Here is a 16,312-nt window from a genome sequence, read left to right as displayed (position 1 = left end):
AGCAGAAAGCATATTAAAACAGGCAATTAATTATCTGTGATTACATGAGCTTGTATGGTTGCAGCCGTATTGCCACTAAACCAGATGGTGTAAATTTTACCTGCCGCAAAGTTGGAGTTATCGATTGTCTTCGTTGTTCCAGAGCCCACAACGTTGTACCTGAGGTTCAAGTCTGCATCAACAGAAAAATAAGCAGAAGCCTCCTTATAGAGTAAGGCATTTACAAAAAGTGCTCCCGCCTGTACGCTAACATTAATTCCGGTGGTAAAAAAAGGGCTTAAATTGATCAGCTTAATCTTTGCTTTGCCCGCTTCGGTATTGCTTAAATTATCTTCGTACGATACAATTTCTTTTGCACCTGCTCTATTGCTTACCAAAAAAGTGGTATAAGTAATAGATGATGTGTACTTCATAGCACCTATTGTCTCTGCATTGCTCACACTTGTAAATTTTAAATTCCGATCACCAGATACCAGTTTTAAATAATCTGTAGATTCTGCAAAAGCTAAAGTCGAATTGGAAACTTTTTCTCCATCTATCGAAATATCCGCTATTGATTCCGTTTGCACCGCGTTAACGAGTTTGACTTTTGATTCACCCTTTACTACCGGATCTGGATCTGTTTTTTTACAGGAAGCAAATACAGAGAATAAAATGATAGAAAGTAGAATAAAGGCAAGGTGATTAGAATAGCGTTTCATAGGTTAGGTTTGGTTGCAAACAAGAATGGCCTGGTCAAAAACCAAGCCATTCCTAATATTTAAACTAAGTACTTAGTACATTAATAGCTATTGTTAAGCATAACTGGCATCACCAACATTAAAACATCTTCATTTTCATCATTGGTTTGAGGAATTAATAAACCTGCTCTGTTTGGAGTAGAAAGTTCTAATGTTACTTCATCACCGCTTAAATTAGTAAGCATTTCAATCAGGAAACGTGCATTGAAGCCAATTTCAAGATCTTCACCATCATACTGACAACTTAAACGTTCGTGTGCTTCGTTAGCGAAATCTAAATCTTCTGAAGAGATATTTAACTCACTACCGTTGATTTTTAATCTTACCTGGTGCGTAGTTTTATTAGCAAAAATAACTACACGACGAAGGGTATTTAAAAACAAGCCCCTGTCTATCACCAATTTATTTGGATTATTTTGAGGAATAACTGCCTCATAATCTGGATAGCGCTCGTCTATTAAACGACACACCAAATTAATGTTATCAAATTTAAAGAAAGCACTTGTTGCATTGTAGTCTACTGAAACATTAATATCTGTAGATGGCAGTGCGGCTTTTAAAAGTGTTAATGCTTTTTTAGGAAGAATAAATGATGTTGCCTTATCTGCCTTGCTATCCATACGGCGGTAGCGAACCAGTTTATGCGCATCTGTTGCTACGAAGGTAATGTGCTGAGGAGATAACTGGCAAAATACACCCGTCATTGCCGGACGTAATTCATCGTTACTTACTGCAAAAATGGTTTTCGTAATCGCTTCAGTTAAAACCGAAGCAGGCAAATTAACAGATGATGCATTTTCTACCACCGGAATTTTTGGAAAATCATCACCATTTTCTCCACTCAGTTTATACTTACCATCACCAGCGCTGATTTCGATTGCAAAAGTGCTATCATCGATATTAAAAGCGATTGGTTGATCTGGCAGTGTTTTGAGGGTATCTAATAAAATTTTCGATGGAACAGCCACTTTACCTTCTTCCTTAGACTCAACAGCTAACGAGGTGGTCATGCTGGTTTGTAAATCGGTAGCTGAGATCGTTAAGTTTCCGTCTTTAATTTCGAAAAGAAAATTTTCTAGTATAGGTAAAACTGTACTGCTGCTGGAAGCACCATTTACAGTTTGTAGGTGTTTTAATAAAGTTGATGTGGATACAATAAATCTCATGATATCATTTAGTCTTCTTCAAAAATATAAAAATTATTTAGCGTACTTGTATTTACGGTAATAATGTTGAAAAATTGCAAAGAATATTAACAATAACAAAGGAACCACAATATTTATAAATTGCCATTTGGTTTTTTCGAGCTTTATTTTTGATTTATCCAGCAATCTGATTTTTACTTCTTTATTTCTAAGCATAATCAGGTTATCATCATCCGTAAAATAATCTACAATATTCAACAGCAACGCCTTGTTTCCATAAGTGCGCTGGCTATAGCGGTCAAAACCTAATGGATAAGGCGTACCTTCTCGTTCTGAAACCTGATTTCTGAAGATATCACCATCACCCAGTACGATCATTTTACTGGCTTTACCATTGGCCACCGTGGTATACGCCGAAGCAATTTCTGCAGGTAGTGGTCTGCCGGCAAATACAGACGGAAAGTTACCCTCCAGCATTAAACCAACATGTTGTGATACACTTTGAAAAGACCTTGGGTCTAGTTGTTCGCTTACCATCTGTAAACTAAATGGCTTAGGCGTATTGTAAACTTTATTAAACGCCGATGTACTTAAAATAAAAGATTTCTTTATTCCGCTAACACCAATGCTATCTACAGTGCTTGGAAATTCAGCTTTCACATCATCCAGTTTTTTAACCACATTTTGGCTCGTATCCGGAAGTAAAATCGGATAATAAATCCATGGCAGGAGTTCCATCTGGCTTTGTCCCCCAACCATACCGGTTGAAACCGGAATTTCTGCACAGTTTGCCGGATCTGCAATGATGTTATAATTGATTCTAGCACCATACATAAAGAGCATATCGTCAAGATTCAAATTGCTATTGGTGGCCATTTGCCCATTTCGCCCCCTCAAACTATCTAATTCAGCCTTCACCTGATCGATACTCCAAAGTACCCGACCGCCATTCATTACAAAATAATTGATTTTATATTTTTCCGTTTCTGTAAAGGGCTTAGTGGGCTTCGCCACAATCAACATATTGAGTTTATCCAGCCCGGCTTTATCTATCGTGTTTAAATCTACCCGGCCAACTTCATAGCTACTCGAAAGGCTACGAATGGCATCTCCTACTTGTAAATCGTTCAGTTCGCCATTTGATTCTGTAAATCCGATCCGTGGGTTTTTCCCTTCAATTACCTTCTTCAAACTTGAAGTGAATACGTATTCCAGGTTTTCAATTGCCCGGTTAATATTGTCTTCGTAACTGCCACGGGTATCCAGATTCTGGAAAAGCTTAACCGGAAATTCCTTATTATCGGTTTCAATCATCGCCATCGGATAAACCAGTTTCTGTGTCAACCCGGCTTCGGTTTTCACACTTAAATTGGTCGCTTCAATACCTCTTTCATATAAATTATTGATCACCGTATCCTGGTCCGACTGATTTAATCCAGCCAATGGATCAACGAAAACAATTTTTAAATCTCCTTTTGAATACGCTTCATAATCTGTTAAAATATCATTTACGGCATATTGCAGACGTTTAAATGCAGGTGGCAGTTCTCCATCTAAAAAAACCGTAACCATAATCGGCTTTTTGTTATTCGCTAAAATGGCTTTGGTCTTTCCGCTTAAAGTAAACCGTTGATCTGCAGTAAAATCAAAACGATAGAAAACATAGCTACCAATAATATTGATGGCAAGGAGGGCAATTAACAACAGTATTATATTCAGCCATTTTTTATTTTTCACCATTATCGCTTCCCTCCCACAGTTAATTTAGTCAGTAATAAAAAGAACATTGCAAAGCTGATGAAGTAAATCAAATCTCGTGTATCAAGTACGCCCCTGCTCATGGAAGTGTAATGCTGATTGATACCCAAGCTTGTGATACTTCCCTCAATGGCTCCGAGGGCAGCAACCTGACTGGTATAATCAAAACCTAAAAAGGCAAAGGCACATAACGCAGCACAAATTACAAAGGCAATCACTTGGTTTTTCGTTAATGAAGAAGCAAAAATTCCTATGGCTGTAAATGCTGCACCCAGAAAAAACAGCCCAATATAAGATCCAATTACCGCTCCAGAATCTATATTAGCTTCCGGAAAACCCAATTTTGAAATGGAATAATAATAAACCAATGTTGGAATTAAAGCAAAAAACACCAGCACTAAACTGGCCAAAAACTTAGCAAAAATAATTTGCCAAAGGGTAATGGGTCGTGTAATTAAAAGTTCATAAGTTCCTTCCCTGCGCTCTTCCGCAAAAGACCTCATGGTAATGGCAGGGATCAGGAACATAAATAAATAGGGCACCAGGCTAAAGAAACCACCCATTTCAGCATAACCATACTCCAGAATGGAAGTATCTGGAAAAAACCAGAGTAAAAGCCCGGATACCAACAAGAAAATGCCAATGGTGATGTAGGCAACCATCGAACTTAGAAAACTGAATAACTCGCGTTTAAAAACTGCGTACATACCACGTTAAAATGCCGAAGTTACTTAAATATTCGGGCATATTAAAAGTACTAAATTGTTTAAGTGATGTTAGCTATCGGATTATAGAGAGAAATACCAACTGGTTATTTTCAGTTAAAAAGTGAAACCTATTCCAGCGGAGAGGACCCGATTTTTTTCCTGATAATATGCAACTGAACGGCCAGTGATGGTTTTTAAACCCAAGCCATAACCTGCATGTAAGTTAAAACCGTTTCGCAGCTGATAACCAGCTAAAAAATTTAAACCGAAATCTCCTCTTTTAAAAACCTCATCATTGCCAAATTTAACATCTTGCTCTGACTTTTCATTTGCTTTAATATCTCACCTGGTTTCAACGCCATCTAATTTTATTTTACCGCCTATTCCAAATCCATAATATGGGCCAGCTCCAAAAAGATATTCCCATCACCAACATTAAAACTAAAAACTGCATTTACAGGAACTTCCAAATACATTGTATTTAGTTTATAAGAACCTTCGAAAATATATAAGTTTGATCCAGGTTCAAAATTTGAATTATAAACCTATGCTTTACCTCCTTTTCCAATTAATGTTAAGCCAGGTTGAATAGAAAATACTGCCGAAACAGGTATATCAACTGTACCACCTAAATAAAAAGATGTATTCGTTTTAAAATCCGGAGGTTCAGGTCCATCATAGGCAGAAGCACCGCCCTTAGCAGATATGGTAGGAAAAGTAACGCCAGCCTTGATGCCGAATTTAACCTGACTAGTTTGAGAGAATGCACAAACAGATGTGACCAGGATGGATAATGCAGTGAAGAGCTTTTTCATAAGTTATTTTAGAGAAGAGAAAGTTATAAAAAAAACTTAAAACACAGATTAATAATTTATTAAATAAAATGCCAAGAAATAGCTAAAGCCCGATAAAATATTAACCAAAATCAGGCAGTAAGTTTTCTAAAAATATCCTCGAGTGAATCTTGGTTATGTGCTTTCTTTATCCCTTCCAATGAGTTATTGGCAACAATTTTACCTTTATTGATGATAATAATGTCATCGCAAATGGCTTCAACTTCTTGCATAATATGTGTGGAAATAATCACCGTTTTATTTTTGCCGAGTTCTTTTATCAACGCACGAATATCTACTAATTGGTTAGGATCCAAACCTGATGTCGGCTCATCCAGAATTAAAACCTCCGGGTTGTGAATAATCGCTTGCGCCAGGCCAACCCTTTGGCGATAGCCTTTAGATAGCATCCCAATTTTTTTATGCTGTTCCGGCGTTAAGCCCACTAACTTAATTACTTCATCAATCCGGTTTGAAAGATTGTTTAAGGCATAGGTTTCGCCAACAAAACGAAGAAACTCTTTTACGTACATATCTGGATAGAGCGGTGTATTTTCTGGCAAATAACCAATACGTTTTTTAGCCTCAATAGGCTGACTGATGATGTTTTTACCAGAAACCGCTGCCTCACCCGCTGTTGGCGTTAAGTAACCAGTTAACATGCGCATGGTAGTCGATTTCCCTGCACCATTTGGACCTAGAAAGCCTAAAATCCGACCGGGCCTGGCTTCAAAGCTAATTGAATCTACAGCCTTTTGCGCATCATAATGTTTGGATAGGTTTTTAACTGATATACTCATTTGTGTTTTATTTAACCTCAAAGAACGCTAAGTCGTTCGCAAAGACCGCAAAGTTGGTTGAGTAAAGGATTTAATTCACATGTACTGATTTCAATTTCTTATTATATCTGAATTTATCCAGTTGCTCAGCAGCTTGCGGAATATTATCGCCAGATAAAATGTCCGCTCCATTGTTTACCAGGTGATAATAAATGTTTCTGGCCGGACTGGCAATCGCACTTTTATCAATATTACCCATTGTACCTAATATCGTGGTGATTCCTTTTCCGTGCAGAAACTGGTATAACTCTTTATCAGGTGCCGACACGCCAACAAAAGCAACAATTCTCTCATTTGGAATACCTAAATCGTTCAGTCGTTTCAATTCTGCTTGTTTCTGTACAGAAGCAGAAATCATTAAATCCGGTGCCAGGCGATGAACTTCTTCAGCCTGATTTGCATTATAAGTAATGATGATGGAGTTACTTTCTACGTGATATTGTTTCACTTTCTCAATCACCTTCGCGTAAGAAACACCTTTTTTCAAATCGATTGTTAACAATACCTTTCCTTTACTCCAGCTTAAAACACTATCCAGTGTAGGAATTTTGAAACTGGTTTCCTTGCCGTCTTCATCTTTTAAATTGAAGGCTTTAAGCTCTTCGTAAGTGTAATTTCCAATCGGCCCTTTTCCGGTTGAAGTCCGGTCTAAATTATCATCGTGCATAATTACCATCACCGAGTCTTTGCTATAAGCGATATCAAATTCGATAATCATCGGGTTATAAGTGGTGGCATTTATAAACGTTTCGATACAGTTTTCCGGGAAGCCAGGCATTGGTCCGCCGCGGTGTGCACTGATTAATGGAAATCGGTTTTCTGGTGTCCATTTCAAAAATTGATATAATTCCTGGGTGGTTTTAAACTTAATATATTGGTGAGCTTCCTCCTGGCCACAGGCTGAGAAAATTGCCAGGAAACTCAATAATAGGAGATGATAAAATTTCATAAGGCAAAAATAGATTAAAATTTGCAATGTTTTAAAGTGGAAAAATGAAATGTTTAAGCCTTTAGAACATCCATATTATTACTGTTTTAGCCACCTAAACCCGATGGCAGCGAACACAAAGTGCAACGAAGTAAAGCGTACAGCGGGACAGTAGACACCGATTAGCATGATAACCGCTTTTCTAAAACCTTCAACCACGTCAGGCACCTTAGCAAAATCTAAGTTCATAATCAAGTAAGCCAATTATAAAAGGCAGGTTAAAAACCTTCAGCCTTATACCTTTAAACCCTCTACCTTTTTATTATCTTTGCCTCCATTATGGCTCAAAAGAATAACGACGAACAATTTAAAAATGTAATCTCACATGCTAAGGAATACGGTTTCGTGTTTCAAAGCAGCGAAATATATGATGGCTTAAGTGCTGTTTACGACTATGGGCAACTAGGTGCCGAGTTAAAAAATAATATTAAATCGTACTGGTGGAAAGCCATGGTACAAATGCACGAAAACATAGTAGGAATTGATTCCGCTATCTTTATGCACCCTAAGGTTTGGAAAGCCAGCGGACACGTGGATGGTTTTAACGACCCAATGCTTGACAATAAAGACTCGAATAAACGTTACCGTGCTGACCAGTTATTAGAAAATAAAATTGATGAGCTATATTCGGAGTTAAACAATTTCAGCCCCGAAAACAAAACGAAATTTCAGGAATTTCAACAAGAAATTTTAGGCCTGAGTGATGAAGGTCAGGCAGCGTGGATTCCAGGTTTCAAAGATGAAAACGATATTCTGGAAAGCGAAAAATATCCATTTATCAATGAAGCCAGCTGGAAATTTGTAAAGAAAGGCTTAGCACTTGAAGTGGAAATGAACCTGGCACTTAAATCTGAAAATTTAGCACAGCTGAAAGATTTAATTGTTAACTATAAAGTAATTTGCCCAATTTCTAAAACTTCGAACTGGACAGATGTTCGTCAGTTTAACTTAATGTTTAGCACACAATTTGGTGCGATGGCAGAAGGCAGCGATGAGGTTTATCTTCGCCCGGAAACGGCACAAGGTATTTTTGTGAACTTTTTAAATGTGCAGAAATCAGGAAGGATGAAAATTCCCTTCGGTATTGCACAAATTGGGAAAGCATTCAGAAATGAGGTAATTGCCCGGCAGTTCATTATGCGCATGCGCGAATTTGAGCAAATGGAAATGCAGTTTTTTGTTCGCCCGGGTGATGATAAAAAATGGTTCGAATATTGGAAAGAAGCACGTTTGAAATGGCACAAAGCCTTGGGAACTGCACCTGAAAAATACCGTTACCACGACCATGTTAAATTGGCACACTACGCTAATGCCGCTACGGATATTGAATTTGAATTCCCATTCGGATTTAAGGAAGTAGAAGGAATTCACAGTCGTACGGATTTCGATTTAACGCAACACCAGGAATTTTCTGGCAAAAAAATGCAATATTTTGATAACGACTTAAATGAAGATGGTAAACCTTATGGTAATTATGTTCCTTATGTAATTGAGACTTCTATCGGGCTAGACCGTATGTTCTTGTTAACGATGATTAATGCATTTGAAGAACAAGATTTAAGCACTGAAGACAAACAGGATAGTCGTACTCTATTGCGTTTGCACCCTGCTTTAGCACCATATAAGGTGGCTGTTTTCCCACTGACTAAAAAAGATGGTTTACCAGACAAAGCACGCGAAATTATGGATACATTGAAATTCGATTTCAACTGTATTTACGAAGAAAAAGATGCCATTGGTAAACGTTACCGCCGTCAGGATGCTGTTGGTACGCCATTTTGTATTACGGTAGACCACCAAAGTTTAGAAGATAATACAGTAACCATTCGCCATCGCGACAGTATGGAACAAGAGCGTGTTGCCATTGCAGATTTAGCCACCATCATTGGCAACGCAGTGAGCTGGAAAAACCTACTCGCATAATTAACCACCTAAGAATAATCTAGTTAGGTTATCACATTTAGTCGTAGGTTTAAACCTGCGACTTTTTTTGTAAAAAATGGATTTACCAGCACACTACAACAAACTCTATCAAGAATCAAAAGCTAAAATTGCTGGCGGGAATTATGAGATAGATGAGTTGATTGACTCGAAAGATGATTGTCGTTTTGGAATTACTTTGGTCATCAGACCAGATCAAAGCACGAAAGCTAACATTCAGCATTTTTTGGATGAGGTTAAGGCCATAGACCCAAACCAGTATTATTATCAGAACAGCGATCTTCACATCACGGTAATGTCTATTATTTCTTGCTACGTTGGTTTCGAGCTGGAGCAAATTAACATACAGGAATATGTGAAGCTCATTGAGGATGTTTTATTGAAACACCGAAGTTTCAAAATTCAGTTTAAAGGACTTACAGCCTCTCCTTCCTGCATTTTGCTTCAAGGATTTTTAACTGATACTTTAAACGAGATAAGAGATGATTTGCGCATTGGCTTCAAAACCACTGATCTGCAGCAAAGTATTGATAAACGTTATGCTATTCAAACTGCACATTCAACCATTATCAGATTCAAACAGGCGCTAAAAAATAAAGATCAATTGCTGGAAATAGTAGAGAAATACCGAGACTTCGACTTTGGCACCTTTGATGTACAGGAAATGGAATTGGTTTATAATGACTGGTATCAACGCAAAAAGTTTGTAAAGAAACTACACGAATTTCGTTTATAACAAAATAGAATCTTGAAGGTAATTCAAAAGTAAAAAAAGAAGACAATTAATATTTGAGGATTCTGGTTTATTGAATTGTAAATTATATTTGTCTACCCCTTAATTATATTGTCAGATGAAACTTCCTGAAAAATTATTTGCCCGCCGGCATGAAATTACGGCCGATTATTTAAAGGAGCTAGATAAACATCTTGACGATATCGTTTGTGGCAGAGCGACAGAAATGCTCGAAGTGCGAGATTTTGCTGATATCATTCATGTGCACGCGGTTCACTTAAGCAATACCATTAAAGCCGCTACCGGCCACTCTCCATGTTATTTCTTTGAAAAGCGCCTGATGGAAATTTCAAAATCAATGTTGGAAAACACCAATATGGCTATTTCAGAAATCGCACGTACTTTGACTTACGATCCTTCAAACTTCACCAAGTTTTTTAAACATTTTGCAGGCCAAACGCCAAAGCAATATCGTGAAGAATATATTATGTCTTTGGCAAATAAGGAAATGATCGCCATATAATACTTAAGCAGTCACCATTTTTTTAATCAGTTTCCATTTAACTTTGTTTATCAAATTAAAAAACATGGAAAAACAAAATAAAATTGCTTTAGTTACCGGCGGGAGCCGTGGCTTAGGAAAAAATGCAGCAATCAAAATAGCTAAAAAAGGGATTGATGTAATTGTTACTTATCAATCTAAAAAGGAAGAAGCCGAAAAAACGGTTGAAGAAATAAAGCAATTGGGTGTAAATGCCGCCGCATTACAGCTTGATGTATCTGACAGCAGCACTTTCGATCACTTCATAACTGAAGTAAAGACAACTTTGAAATCAACTTTTCAGGCTGATCAGTTAGATTTCCTGGTAAATAACGCCGGAATCGGAATCCATGCTTCTTTCGCAGAAACAACAGAAGAACAGTTCGACAGTCTGGTTAATATCCATTTCAAAGGACCTTTCTTTCTTACCCAAAAAGCATTATCGATTATCAATAATGGTGGCGCAATTATTAATATATCATCAGGATTGGCCCGTTTTTCTTTGCCAGGCTACGCCGCTTATGGCGCAATGAAAGGTGCTATGGAAACACTTACTAAGTATCAGGCAAAAGAACTGGGTGCTAAAGGCATTCGCGTAAACATTATCGCTCCTGGCGCCATTGAAACTGATTTTGGTGGTGGTGTGGTACGTGATAACGAACAAATGAATGCTGGAATAGCTTCACAAACGGCTCTGGGCCGTGTTGGTTTGCCAGACGATATTGGCGGTGTAGTTGCCTTTTTATGTACGGAAGAAGCCAGATGGATCAATGCACAACGCATCGAGATTTCTGGTGGTATGTTTTTGTAAATCGAAGTTATCAATTTGAGCTTGTTGATGCGCTAAATAGTGCTTCGGCAAGCTCTTGCTTGTAATCCTTTCCTCAAATTATTTAATTCACCTACTGTATATTTTAGAATAATCGTTGACCAATAAAAATCAAATTTAAAAATAAACCGTTTTTCCTGGCGTTATCTCTGTAAATCGCCCCCTAATGATCAAGCAAGTTTTAACTGCTATTTTATTCTTCTCCTCAGCTATCCTGGCTCAGGCGCAAAGCTGGACTGATACAGAATATCAGCAAGCCAACACCGCCGCAAATGTGACTTATCTCAGTAATGAGGAAAAAAATATCGTGTTGTACATGAATTTGGCCCGTATTGATGGAGAGAAATTTTATTATACTGTTATCGAGGATTACATTAATAATTACAATTCAAAAGTCCGCAAGTTCCGCAATTATAATGATCTGAAAATTTCTAATAATAACCCTTATTACCTTTCTTTACTTACGCATTTACGTGGTATTAAAAACCTCCCCATGTTTTATCCCGAAGACAAATTATCTTTCGTAAGTCGCAACCATGCGATTGATCTGAACAGAAATAATTTAGATACCCACGAAAGCAGTAACGGCGATAAGTTCTCGAAAAGAATCTCTAAGTATTACCCCAACAGAACCATGAGTGAGAATATAGATTTTGGAAATGCCAATGGTTTGGATATTGTATGTCATTTGCTCTTAGACTGCGGCGTGCCCTCACTTGGCCACCGATTTACTATTTTGGATCAGAAAAATAAGATGAACATAGTTGGCGTAAGCATTCAACGGCACCCATCTTACAGCTGGTGCGCCGTGATCGACTATGTCGCTAAACCAAAGTATGCCAATCCATTGAATCAAACTGCTAACTAAATTCATTTTGCAGCCAGAGTAAAATCAACTTATTACTTTAAACTCGAAAAACTAACAAGTAAAAAAATAATTTACCTTTGCAGCCAAAACTATTGAAACAACAATGCGTAAAGCTATTCTCGCCTTTATAGATTTTTTTTATCCACCGTTTAAAAAATTCATTTCCTTGCATAACTTCCGGTATCTGGCTACAGGCGGCGGCACTTTGCTTCTTGGCATTTTAAGTTACTATTTTGCTTACTTTTTCATCTTCAAAACTTCTGAGGTTAATTTCGGATTTATCGTTTTGCAAAGAGAAACTGCTTCTCTTCTGGTAGATTATGCCGTAGCCATTCCCACCAGTTTCTTGCTCAATAAATACGTTATTTTTACGCACAGTGAATTAAAAGGAAGAGTTCAACTGTTTCGTTTTTTAAATCTTCAGTTCATTAACATCCTTGCTAATTATGTATTGCTTAAGTTTTTGCTTGAATTGTTAAGAGATTACCCAACATTGGCAATGCTTTCCAGAATCGCTGTTTCGATTCTAATGGCGTTATTCAGCTATTTATATCAGCACTATTTTACTTTTAGTGTGAAGAAACTTAATGGCACTAGTAAAACCCCGGAACAATAACCTTTAGATTGCAATTCCTGTAAATACTGTGCAAACCAATTATTACGCCTAGCTGTTAATTTAGTCGGCGGGTTTCTTGTTTGGATAAATTCAACATCCTAACTTAGCCTTCGACCAACTTATTTTCATGATCCCTATGAGCCATTTTAATGACTTTAATAATGCTCAGGTAGCAAAATTGCCTAATCATTTAAAGCAATTTATTGTTAATCAGCATTACGAAAAATACACTCCGATAGATCAGGCGGTTTGGCGCTATGTGATGCGTCAGAATTATAGCTACTTAAAAGACGTCGCCTATTATCCATACATCAAAGGTTTGCAAAGGGCAGGTTTAAGTATTGAATATATTCCGGATCTACAAACCATGAATGACAACCTGGGGAAAATTGGCTGGGGCGCAGTTACCGTTGATGGTTTCATTCCACCTGCTGCTTTTATGGAGTACCAGGCTTATCGGGTGCTGGTAATTGCGGCTGATATCCGCCAGATTAATCACATAGAATATACTCCGGCGCCAGATATTATCCATGAAAGTGCTGGCCATGCACCAATAATCGCTGATACAGACTACAACAATTACCTCAGCTACTTTGGTTCAATTGGCGCAAAAGCCATGTTTTCTGCTAAAGATTTCGAACTTTATGAAGCCATCAGAAAGCTTTCCATTTTAAAGGAAGCGGTTGATGCCGATGAAGATCAAATCGCAAAAGCAGAAAAAGCATTACGTTACATCAGCGAAAATATGGGCGAGCCTTCGGAAATGGCTTTGCTCGGCCGATTACACTGGTGGACAGTGGAATATGGATTGATTGGAACGCTGGAAAACCCAAAAATTTACGGTGCAGGTTTATTGTCATCCATTGGGGAAAGTGCATCGTGCATGACTCAAAAGGTAGAAAAATTATGGTATAACATTGATACCATAAATTATCAATATGATATAACCAAAACGCAGCCGCAGCTTTTCGTCACTGAGACGTTTCAAAATTTAAAAGACGTACTGGAGCAATTTGCAGATACTATGGCTTTCCGCCGGGGCGGAATGGAAAGCATTATGAAAGCCATTGCCTGCAAAAATGTTGCTACCGCTGTTTACTCTTCTGGCTTGCAGGTAAGTGGTGTGTTTACAGATATAGGTGTAGGCTTAGCTGATGAAGTAACCTTTATTAAAACTACTGGTGCCTCTGCCCTAGCTTATAAAGGAAAGCAATTGGATAACCATGGAAAAACATACCACGCAGATGGATTTTCATCGCCTGTTGGTCAACTTAAAGATGGAAGTAAGCCATTAGAAGATTATAGTGACGACGATATTAAGCGCTTGAAAACAGATGACCACACTTCACGGTTGATTTTTGAAAGTGGAATAAAAGTAGAAGGGCAAATCACTAATACCTTAAGAAAAGATGGAAAAATTTTATTAATCACTTTTACGAACTGCACAGTAACAGAAAGTAACGAAAATATCCTTTTCAAACCTGAATGGGGCAATTATGATATGGCTGTGGGCGAGAAAATAGTTTCAGTCTTTAATGGAGCGGCTGATAAGGATGCCTTTGAAGTGATCACATTGATCAGTGAAGAAAAAACACATCGCATGGTCTATGATGAGAAGACCTTACAATTGCATCAATTGTATAAGAGGGTTCGTGAGATTCGCGAAAGCGGCCAGAATCTGGAAGAACTAAGCAAAATATTTGACCATTTAAAGAGAAACCACCGTCAAGACTGGCTTTGTGCATTAGAAGTTCTAGAGATTGTTTATCATAAAAAGATTTACCACCAATTAGAAAAAGAAATTCAGGTCTATCTGGAAATAAAGGCGGGAAGAGAACCGGATCATAAAAAACTCATTAATGATGGTTTGCATGTGATTAAAAACCCGGTAAGCCAGTTAATTGTTAGCGATTAATTTATTAACTTTACGATTATGACAACCGTAACTGTACTTGTAGACAATGAACAAAACGCGGCTCTTTTGGAAAAGATGCTAAGGGCATTGTCTTTTGTAGAAACTGTTAATATTGATCACCCTTTCTTGGCGGAAGAACCCAAAGGATCTTATAAAAAACTTAAAAAAGCAATTGATAAGGCCGAGGGACATGATCTTTTAACAGACATTGATGATCCATCAAAATGGCAAAAGAATATAAGGGATGAATGGTAATATTATATTCGACACCAACATTCTAATCTATCTATCTAAAAAAATAATCAAGCCAGAAAAAATTTTTGAAAAAGATGTAGTTTACTATATTTCTGTTATTTCTAAAATGGAATTATTGGGTTACGCATTTAGAAATAGGTTTGAGGAAGAATTTCTGACCAATTTAATCAATTCGCTAAATGTAGTACCTCTTAGTGACGCTATTGTAGATACAACGATAACACTAAGAAAAAATAATAAAATTAAGTTGCCTGATGCAATTGTTTATGCAACCGCGCAAGTACTACATGGAAAACTTTTCACAAACAATATTGCAGATTTCGACAAAATAAACGGACCAGTTGGCTTGTTTAATCCTTTAATGAGTTAGACAACGGAGAATAGCTATTCTCTATAAACCAATGATCCTTATATCCATCAAAAATATACTTTACAATGAACATTATAATTACAGGAGCGAGCAGCGGAATTGGATTTGAAACCGCATTAGAATTTAGTTTACAGAAAGAGAATAAAATTGTTGCCATTGCCCGTTCGGCAGAAAAACTGCGTAAACTCTTGGAAATTGCCAGAGGAATTAACCCTGATTGTACGCTTTTTCCTGTAGAATTTGATATCGTAAATGATGATTACGCAGCGCTGATTCCCTTCTTGAAAGAAAGATTAGGTCATGTTGATATTTTGATTAATAATGCCGGATCACTCATTAACAAACCTTTTATTGAGACCACAGAAGTTGATTTAGGCGAAATGCTGCAAAGCAATGTGATCTCGCATTTCAGAATGATACAAAATGTGTTACCCTTGCTGCAAAGCGGAAGCCATGTTGTAAATATCGGTAGCATGGGCGGCTTTCAGGGAAGCGTTAAATTCCCCGGTTTATCTGCCTATTCTGCCAGTAAAGCCGCATTACACACGTTAACAGAATGCCTGGCTTTTGAGCTGGCGGAAACTGGTATAAAAGTCAATTGCCTGGCTTTGGGGTCAGCGCAAACTGAAATGTTGGAGACTGCATTCCCAGGTTATCAGAGTCCGGTAATGGCTTTTGAAATGGGGAAATATGTAGCAGACTTCGCTAAAACGGGTAGTAAATTTTTTAATGGTAAGATTTTACCAGTGGCAGTAAGTACACCATAAAAATTTTTGATTTGCTCCAACATTTTCATGGTTTGTTTGTTAAAGAGTCTAAATCTAAAATTAATAAATCATGGAAACAAAGACAAATTTCACAACATCAACAGACAATGGTAAAGGCGCTGCAATTGTAAGCTACATTTTTTTAATCGGCTGGTTGATCTCTTTTTTCGCAATTTATAAAGAAAATAAAACTTCTTTATCAACCTATCACTTACGTCAGTCATTATTGCTTCACTTAAGCATGATCGTTATTAATATTTTAATTACGATAATCCTGACGATTGCGCCATTAGCATTTTTAGCTTATATCAGTTACGCAATTGGTATTATCTATTTAATCTTTATCGTAATGGGTGCAATTAGTGCAAGCAATTTACAAAATAAGCCTTTGCCAGTTATTGGCGATAAAGCACAAACGTTATTTTCAAGTATTTAATACTTTTTTGTATTTTGAAGGAAGCCTGAAC

General features: G+C 37.4%; 18 protein-coding genes. 11 read left to right on the top strand and 7 right to left on the bottom strand.

Translation table 11 applies throughout. The annotated features are described in order from the left end of the window. Positions 1 to 26: 26 nt before the first annotated feature. The 7 genes from SOM16_RS17510 to SOM16_RS17480 all read right to left on the bottom strand — a co-directional run bounded on the left by SOM16_RS17510 (position 27) and on the right by SOM16_RS17480 (position 6,971). Positions 27 to 701, bottom strand: coding sequence for a DUF4397 domain-containing protein (locus SOM16_RS17510; RefSeq protein WP_320465296.1), 675 nt, complete (start codon positions 699 to 701; stop codon positions 27 to 29). 80 nt (positions 702 to 781) lie between these two features. Continuing rightward, on the bottom strand, positions 782 to 1,906 hold the full coding sequence (dnaN, locus tag SOM16_RS17505; protein WP_320465295.1) for a DNA polymerase III subunit beta: 1,125 nt from the start codon (positions 1,904 to 1,906) through the stop codon (positions 782 to 784). 33 nt (positions 1,907 to 1,939) lie between these two features. Then, complete coding sequence (gldG, locus tag SOM16_RS17500; RefSeq protein ID WP_320465294.1) at positions 1,940 to 3,625, bottom strand: gliding motility-associated ABC transporter substrate-binding protein GldG; 1,686 nt, start codon at positions 3,623 to 3,625, stop codon at positions 1,940 to 1,942. Then, positions 3,625 to 4,350, bottom strand: a complete 726-nt coding sequence (gene gldF / locus SOM16_RS17495) for a gliding motility-associated ABC transporter permease subunit GldF (RefSeq protein WP_320465293.1) — start codon at positions 4,348 to 4,350, stop codon at positions 3,625 to 3,627. The genes gldG and gldF overlap by 1 nt, the downstream gene beginning before the upstream one ends. A gap of 545 nt (positions 4,351 to 4,895) precedes the next feature. After that, entirely contained in the window at positions 4,896 to 5,165 is a 270-nt protein-coding gene (locus SOM16_RS17490) for a hypothetical protein (RefSeq protein ID WP_320465292.1), read from the bottom strand. Between the two features lie 110 nt (positions 5,166 to 5,275). Next, positions 5,276 to 5,983, bottom strand: a complete 708-nt coding sequence (locus SOM16_RS17485; RefSeq protein ID WP_320465291.1) for an ATP-binding cassette domain-containing protein — start codon at positions 5,981 to 5,983, stop codon at positions 5,276 to 5,278. A 70-nt stretch (positions 5,984 to 6,053) separates the two neighbouring features. Next, positions 6,054 to 6,971 carry a glycerophosphodiester phosphodiesterase family protein gene (locus tag SOM16_RS17480; protein ID WP_320465290.1) on the bottom strand — a complete coding sequence of 306 codons (918 nt, stop codon included), beginning with the start codon at positions 6,969 to 6,971 and terminating at the stop codon, positions 6,054 to 6,056. A gap of 318 nt (positions 6,972 to 7,289) precedes the next feature. On the opposite strand from SOM16_RS17480, the gene SOM16_RS17475 reads away from it, so the two are divergent. From SOM16_RS17475 to SOM16_RS17425, 11 genes are all read left to right on the top strand, one after another. Beyond that, positions 7,290 to 8,933 carry a glycine--tRNA ligase gene (locus SOM16_RS17475; RefSeq protein ID WP_320465289.1) on the top strand — a complete coding sequence of 548 codons (1,644 nt, stop codon included), beginning with the start codon at positions 7,290 to 7,292 and terminating at the stop codon, positions 8,931 to 8,933. 76 nt (positions 8,934 to 9,009) lie between these two features. Next, the gene (locus SOM16_RS17470; RefSeq protein ID WP_320465288.1) at positions 9,010 to 9,687 is read left to right on the top strand and encodes a mutarotase; all 678 of its coding nucleotides are present in this window, start codon (positions 9,010 to 9,012) and stop codon (positions 9,685 to 9,687) included. A 115-nt stretch (positions 9,688 to 9,802) separates the two neighbouring features. Beyond that, positions 9,803 to 10,207, top strand: a complete 405-nt coding sequence (locus SOM16_RS17465; protein WP_320465287.1) for an AraC family transcriptional regulator — start codon at positions 9,803 to 9,805, stop codon at positions 10,205 to 10,207. Between the two features lie 64 nt (positions 10,208 to 10,271). Then, positions 10,272 to 11,036 (top strand): SDR family NAD(P)-dependent oxidoreductase, encoded by a 765-nt coding sequence (locus SOM16_RS17460; protein ID WP_320465286.1) that lies wholly within the window; start codon positions 10,272 to 10,274, stop codon positions 11,034 to 11,036. A 184-nt stretch (positions 11,037 to 11,220) separates the two neighbouring features. Then, positions 11,221 to 11,922, top strand: coding sequence for a CAP domain-containing protein (locus tag SOM16_RS17455; protein WP_320465285.1), 702 nt, complete (start codon positions 11,221 to 11,223; stop codon positions 11,920 to 11,922). Between the two features lie 103 nt (positions 11,923 to 12,025). Further along, on the top strand, positions 12,026 to 12,538 hold the full coding sequence (locus tag SOM16_RS17450) for a GtrA family protein (RefSeq protein WP_320465284.1): 513 nt from the start codon (positions 12,026 to 12,028) through the stop codon (positions 12,536 to 12,538). Between the two features lie 136 nt (positions 12,539 to 12,674). Beyond that, positions 12,675 to 14,453: an aromatic amino acid hydroxylase gene (locus SOM16_RS17445; protein ID WP_320465283.1), complete on the top strand. Its 1,779-nt coding sequence runs from the start codon at positions 12,675 to 12,677 to the stop codon at positions 14,451 to 14,453. A gap of 18 nt (positions 14,454 to 14,471) precedes the next feature. Then, positions 14,472 to 14,708 (top strand): hypothetical protein, encoded by a 237-nt coding sequence (locus tag SOM16_RS17440; RefSeq protein ID WP_320465282.1) that lies wholly within the window; start codon positions 14,472 to 14,474, stop codon positions 14,706 to 14,708. Beyond that, a complete protein-coding gene (locus tag SOM16_RS17435; protein ID WP_320465281.1) occupies positions 14,698 to 15,078 on the top strand; it encodes a type II toxin-antitoxin system VapC family toxin in 381 nt (126 codons plus the stop codon). The genes SOM16_RS17440 and SOM16_RS17435 overlap by 11 nt, the downstream gene beginning before the upstream one ends. Positions 15,079 to 15,143: 65 nt before the next feature. Beyond that, complete coding sequence (locus SOM16_RS17430; RefSeq protein WP_320465280.1) at positions 15,144 to 15,845, top strand: SDR family oxidoreductase; 702 nt, start codon at positions 15,144 to 15,146, stop codon at positions 15,843 to 15,845. A gap of 70 nt (positions 15,846 to 15,915) precedes the next feature. Beyond that, complete coding sequence (locus SOM16_RS17425) at positions 15,916 to 16,281, top strand: DUF4870 domain-containing protein (protein ID WP_320465279.1); 366 nt, start codon at positions 15,916 to 15,918, stop codon at positions 16,279 to 16,281. The last annotated feature ends 31 nt before the right edge of the window (positions 16,282 to 16,312 follow it).

It is taken from the genome of Pedobacter sp. CFBP9032, assembly GCF_034045265.1.
GTDB lineage: Bacteria > Bacteroidota > Bacteroidia > Sphingobacteriales > Sphingobacteriaceae > Pedobacter.
Note: the sequence above shows the minus strand (reverse complement) of the source record. Positions and strands in the feature narration are given on the sequence as shown.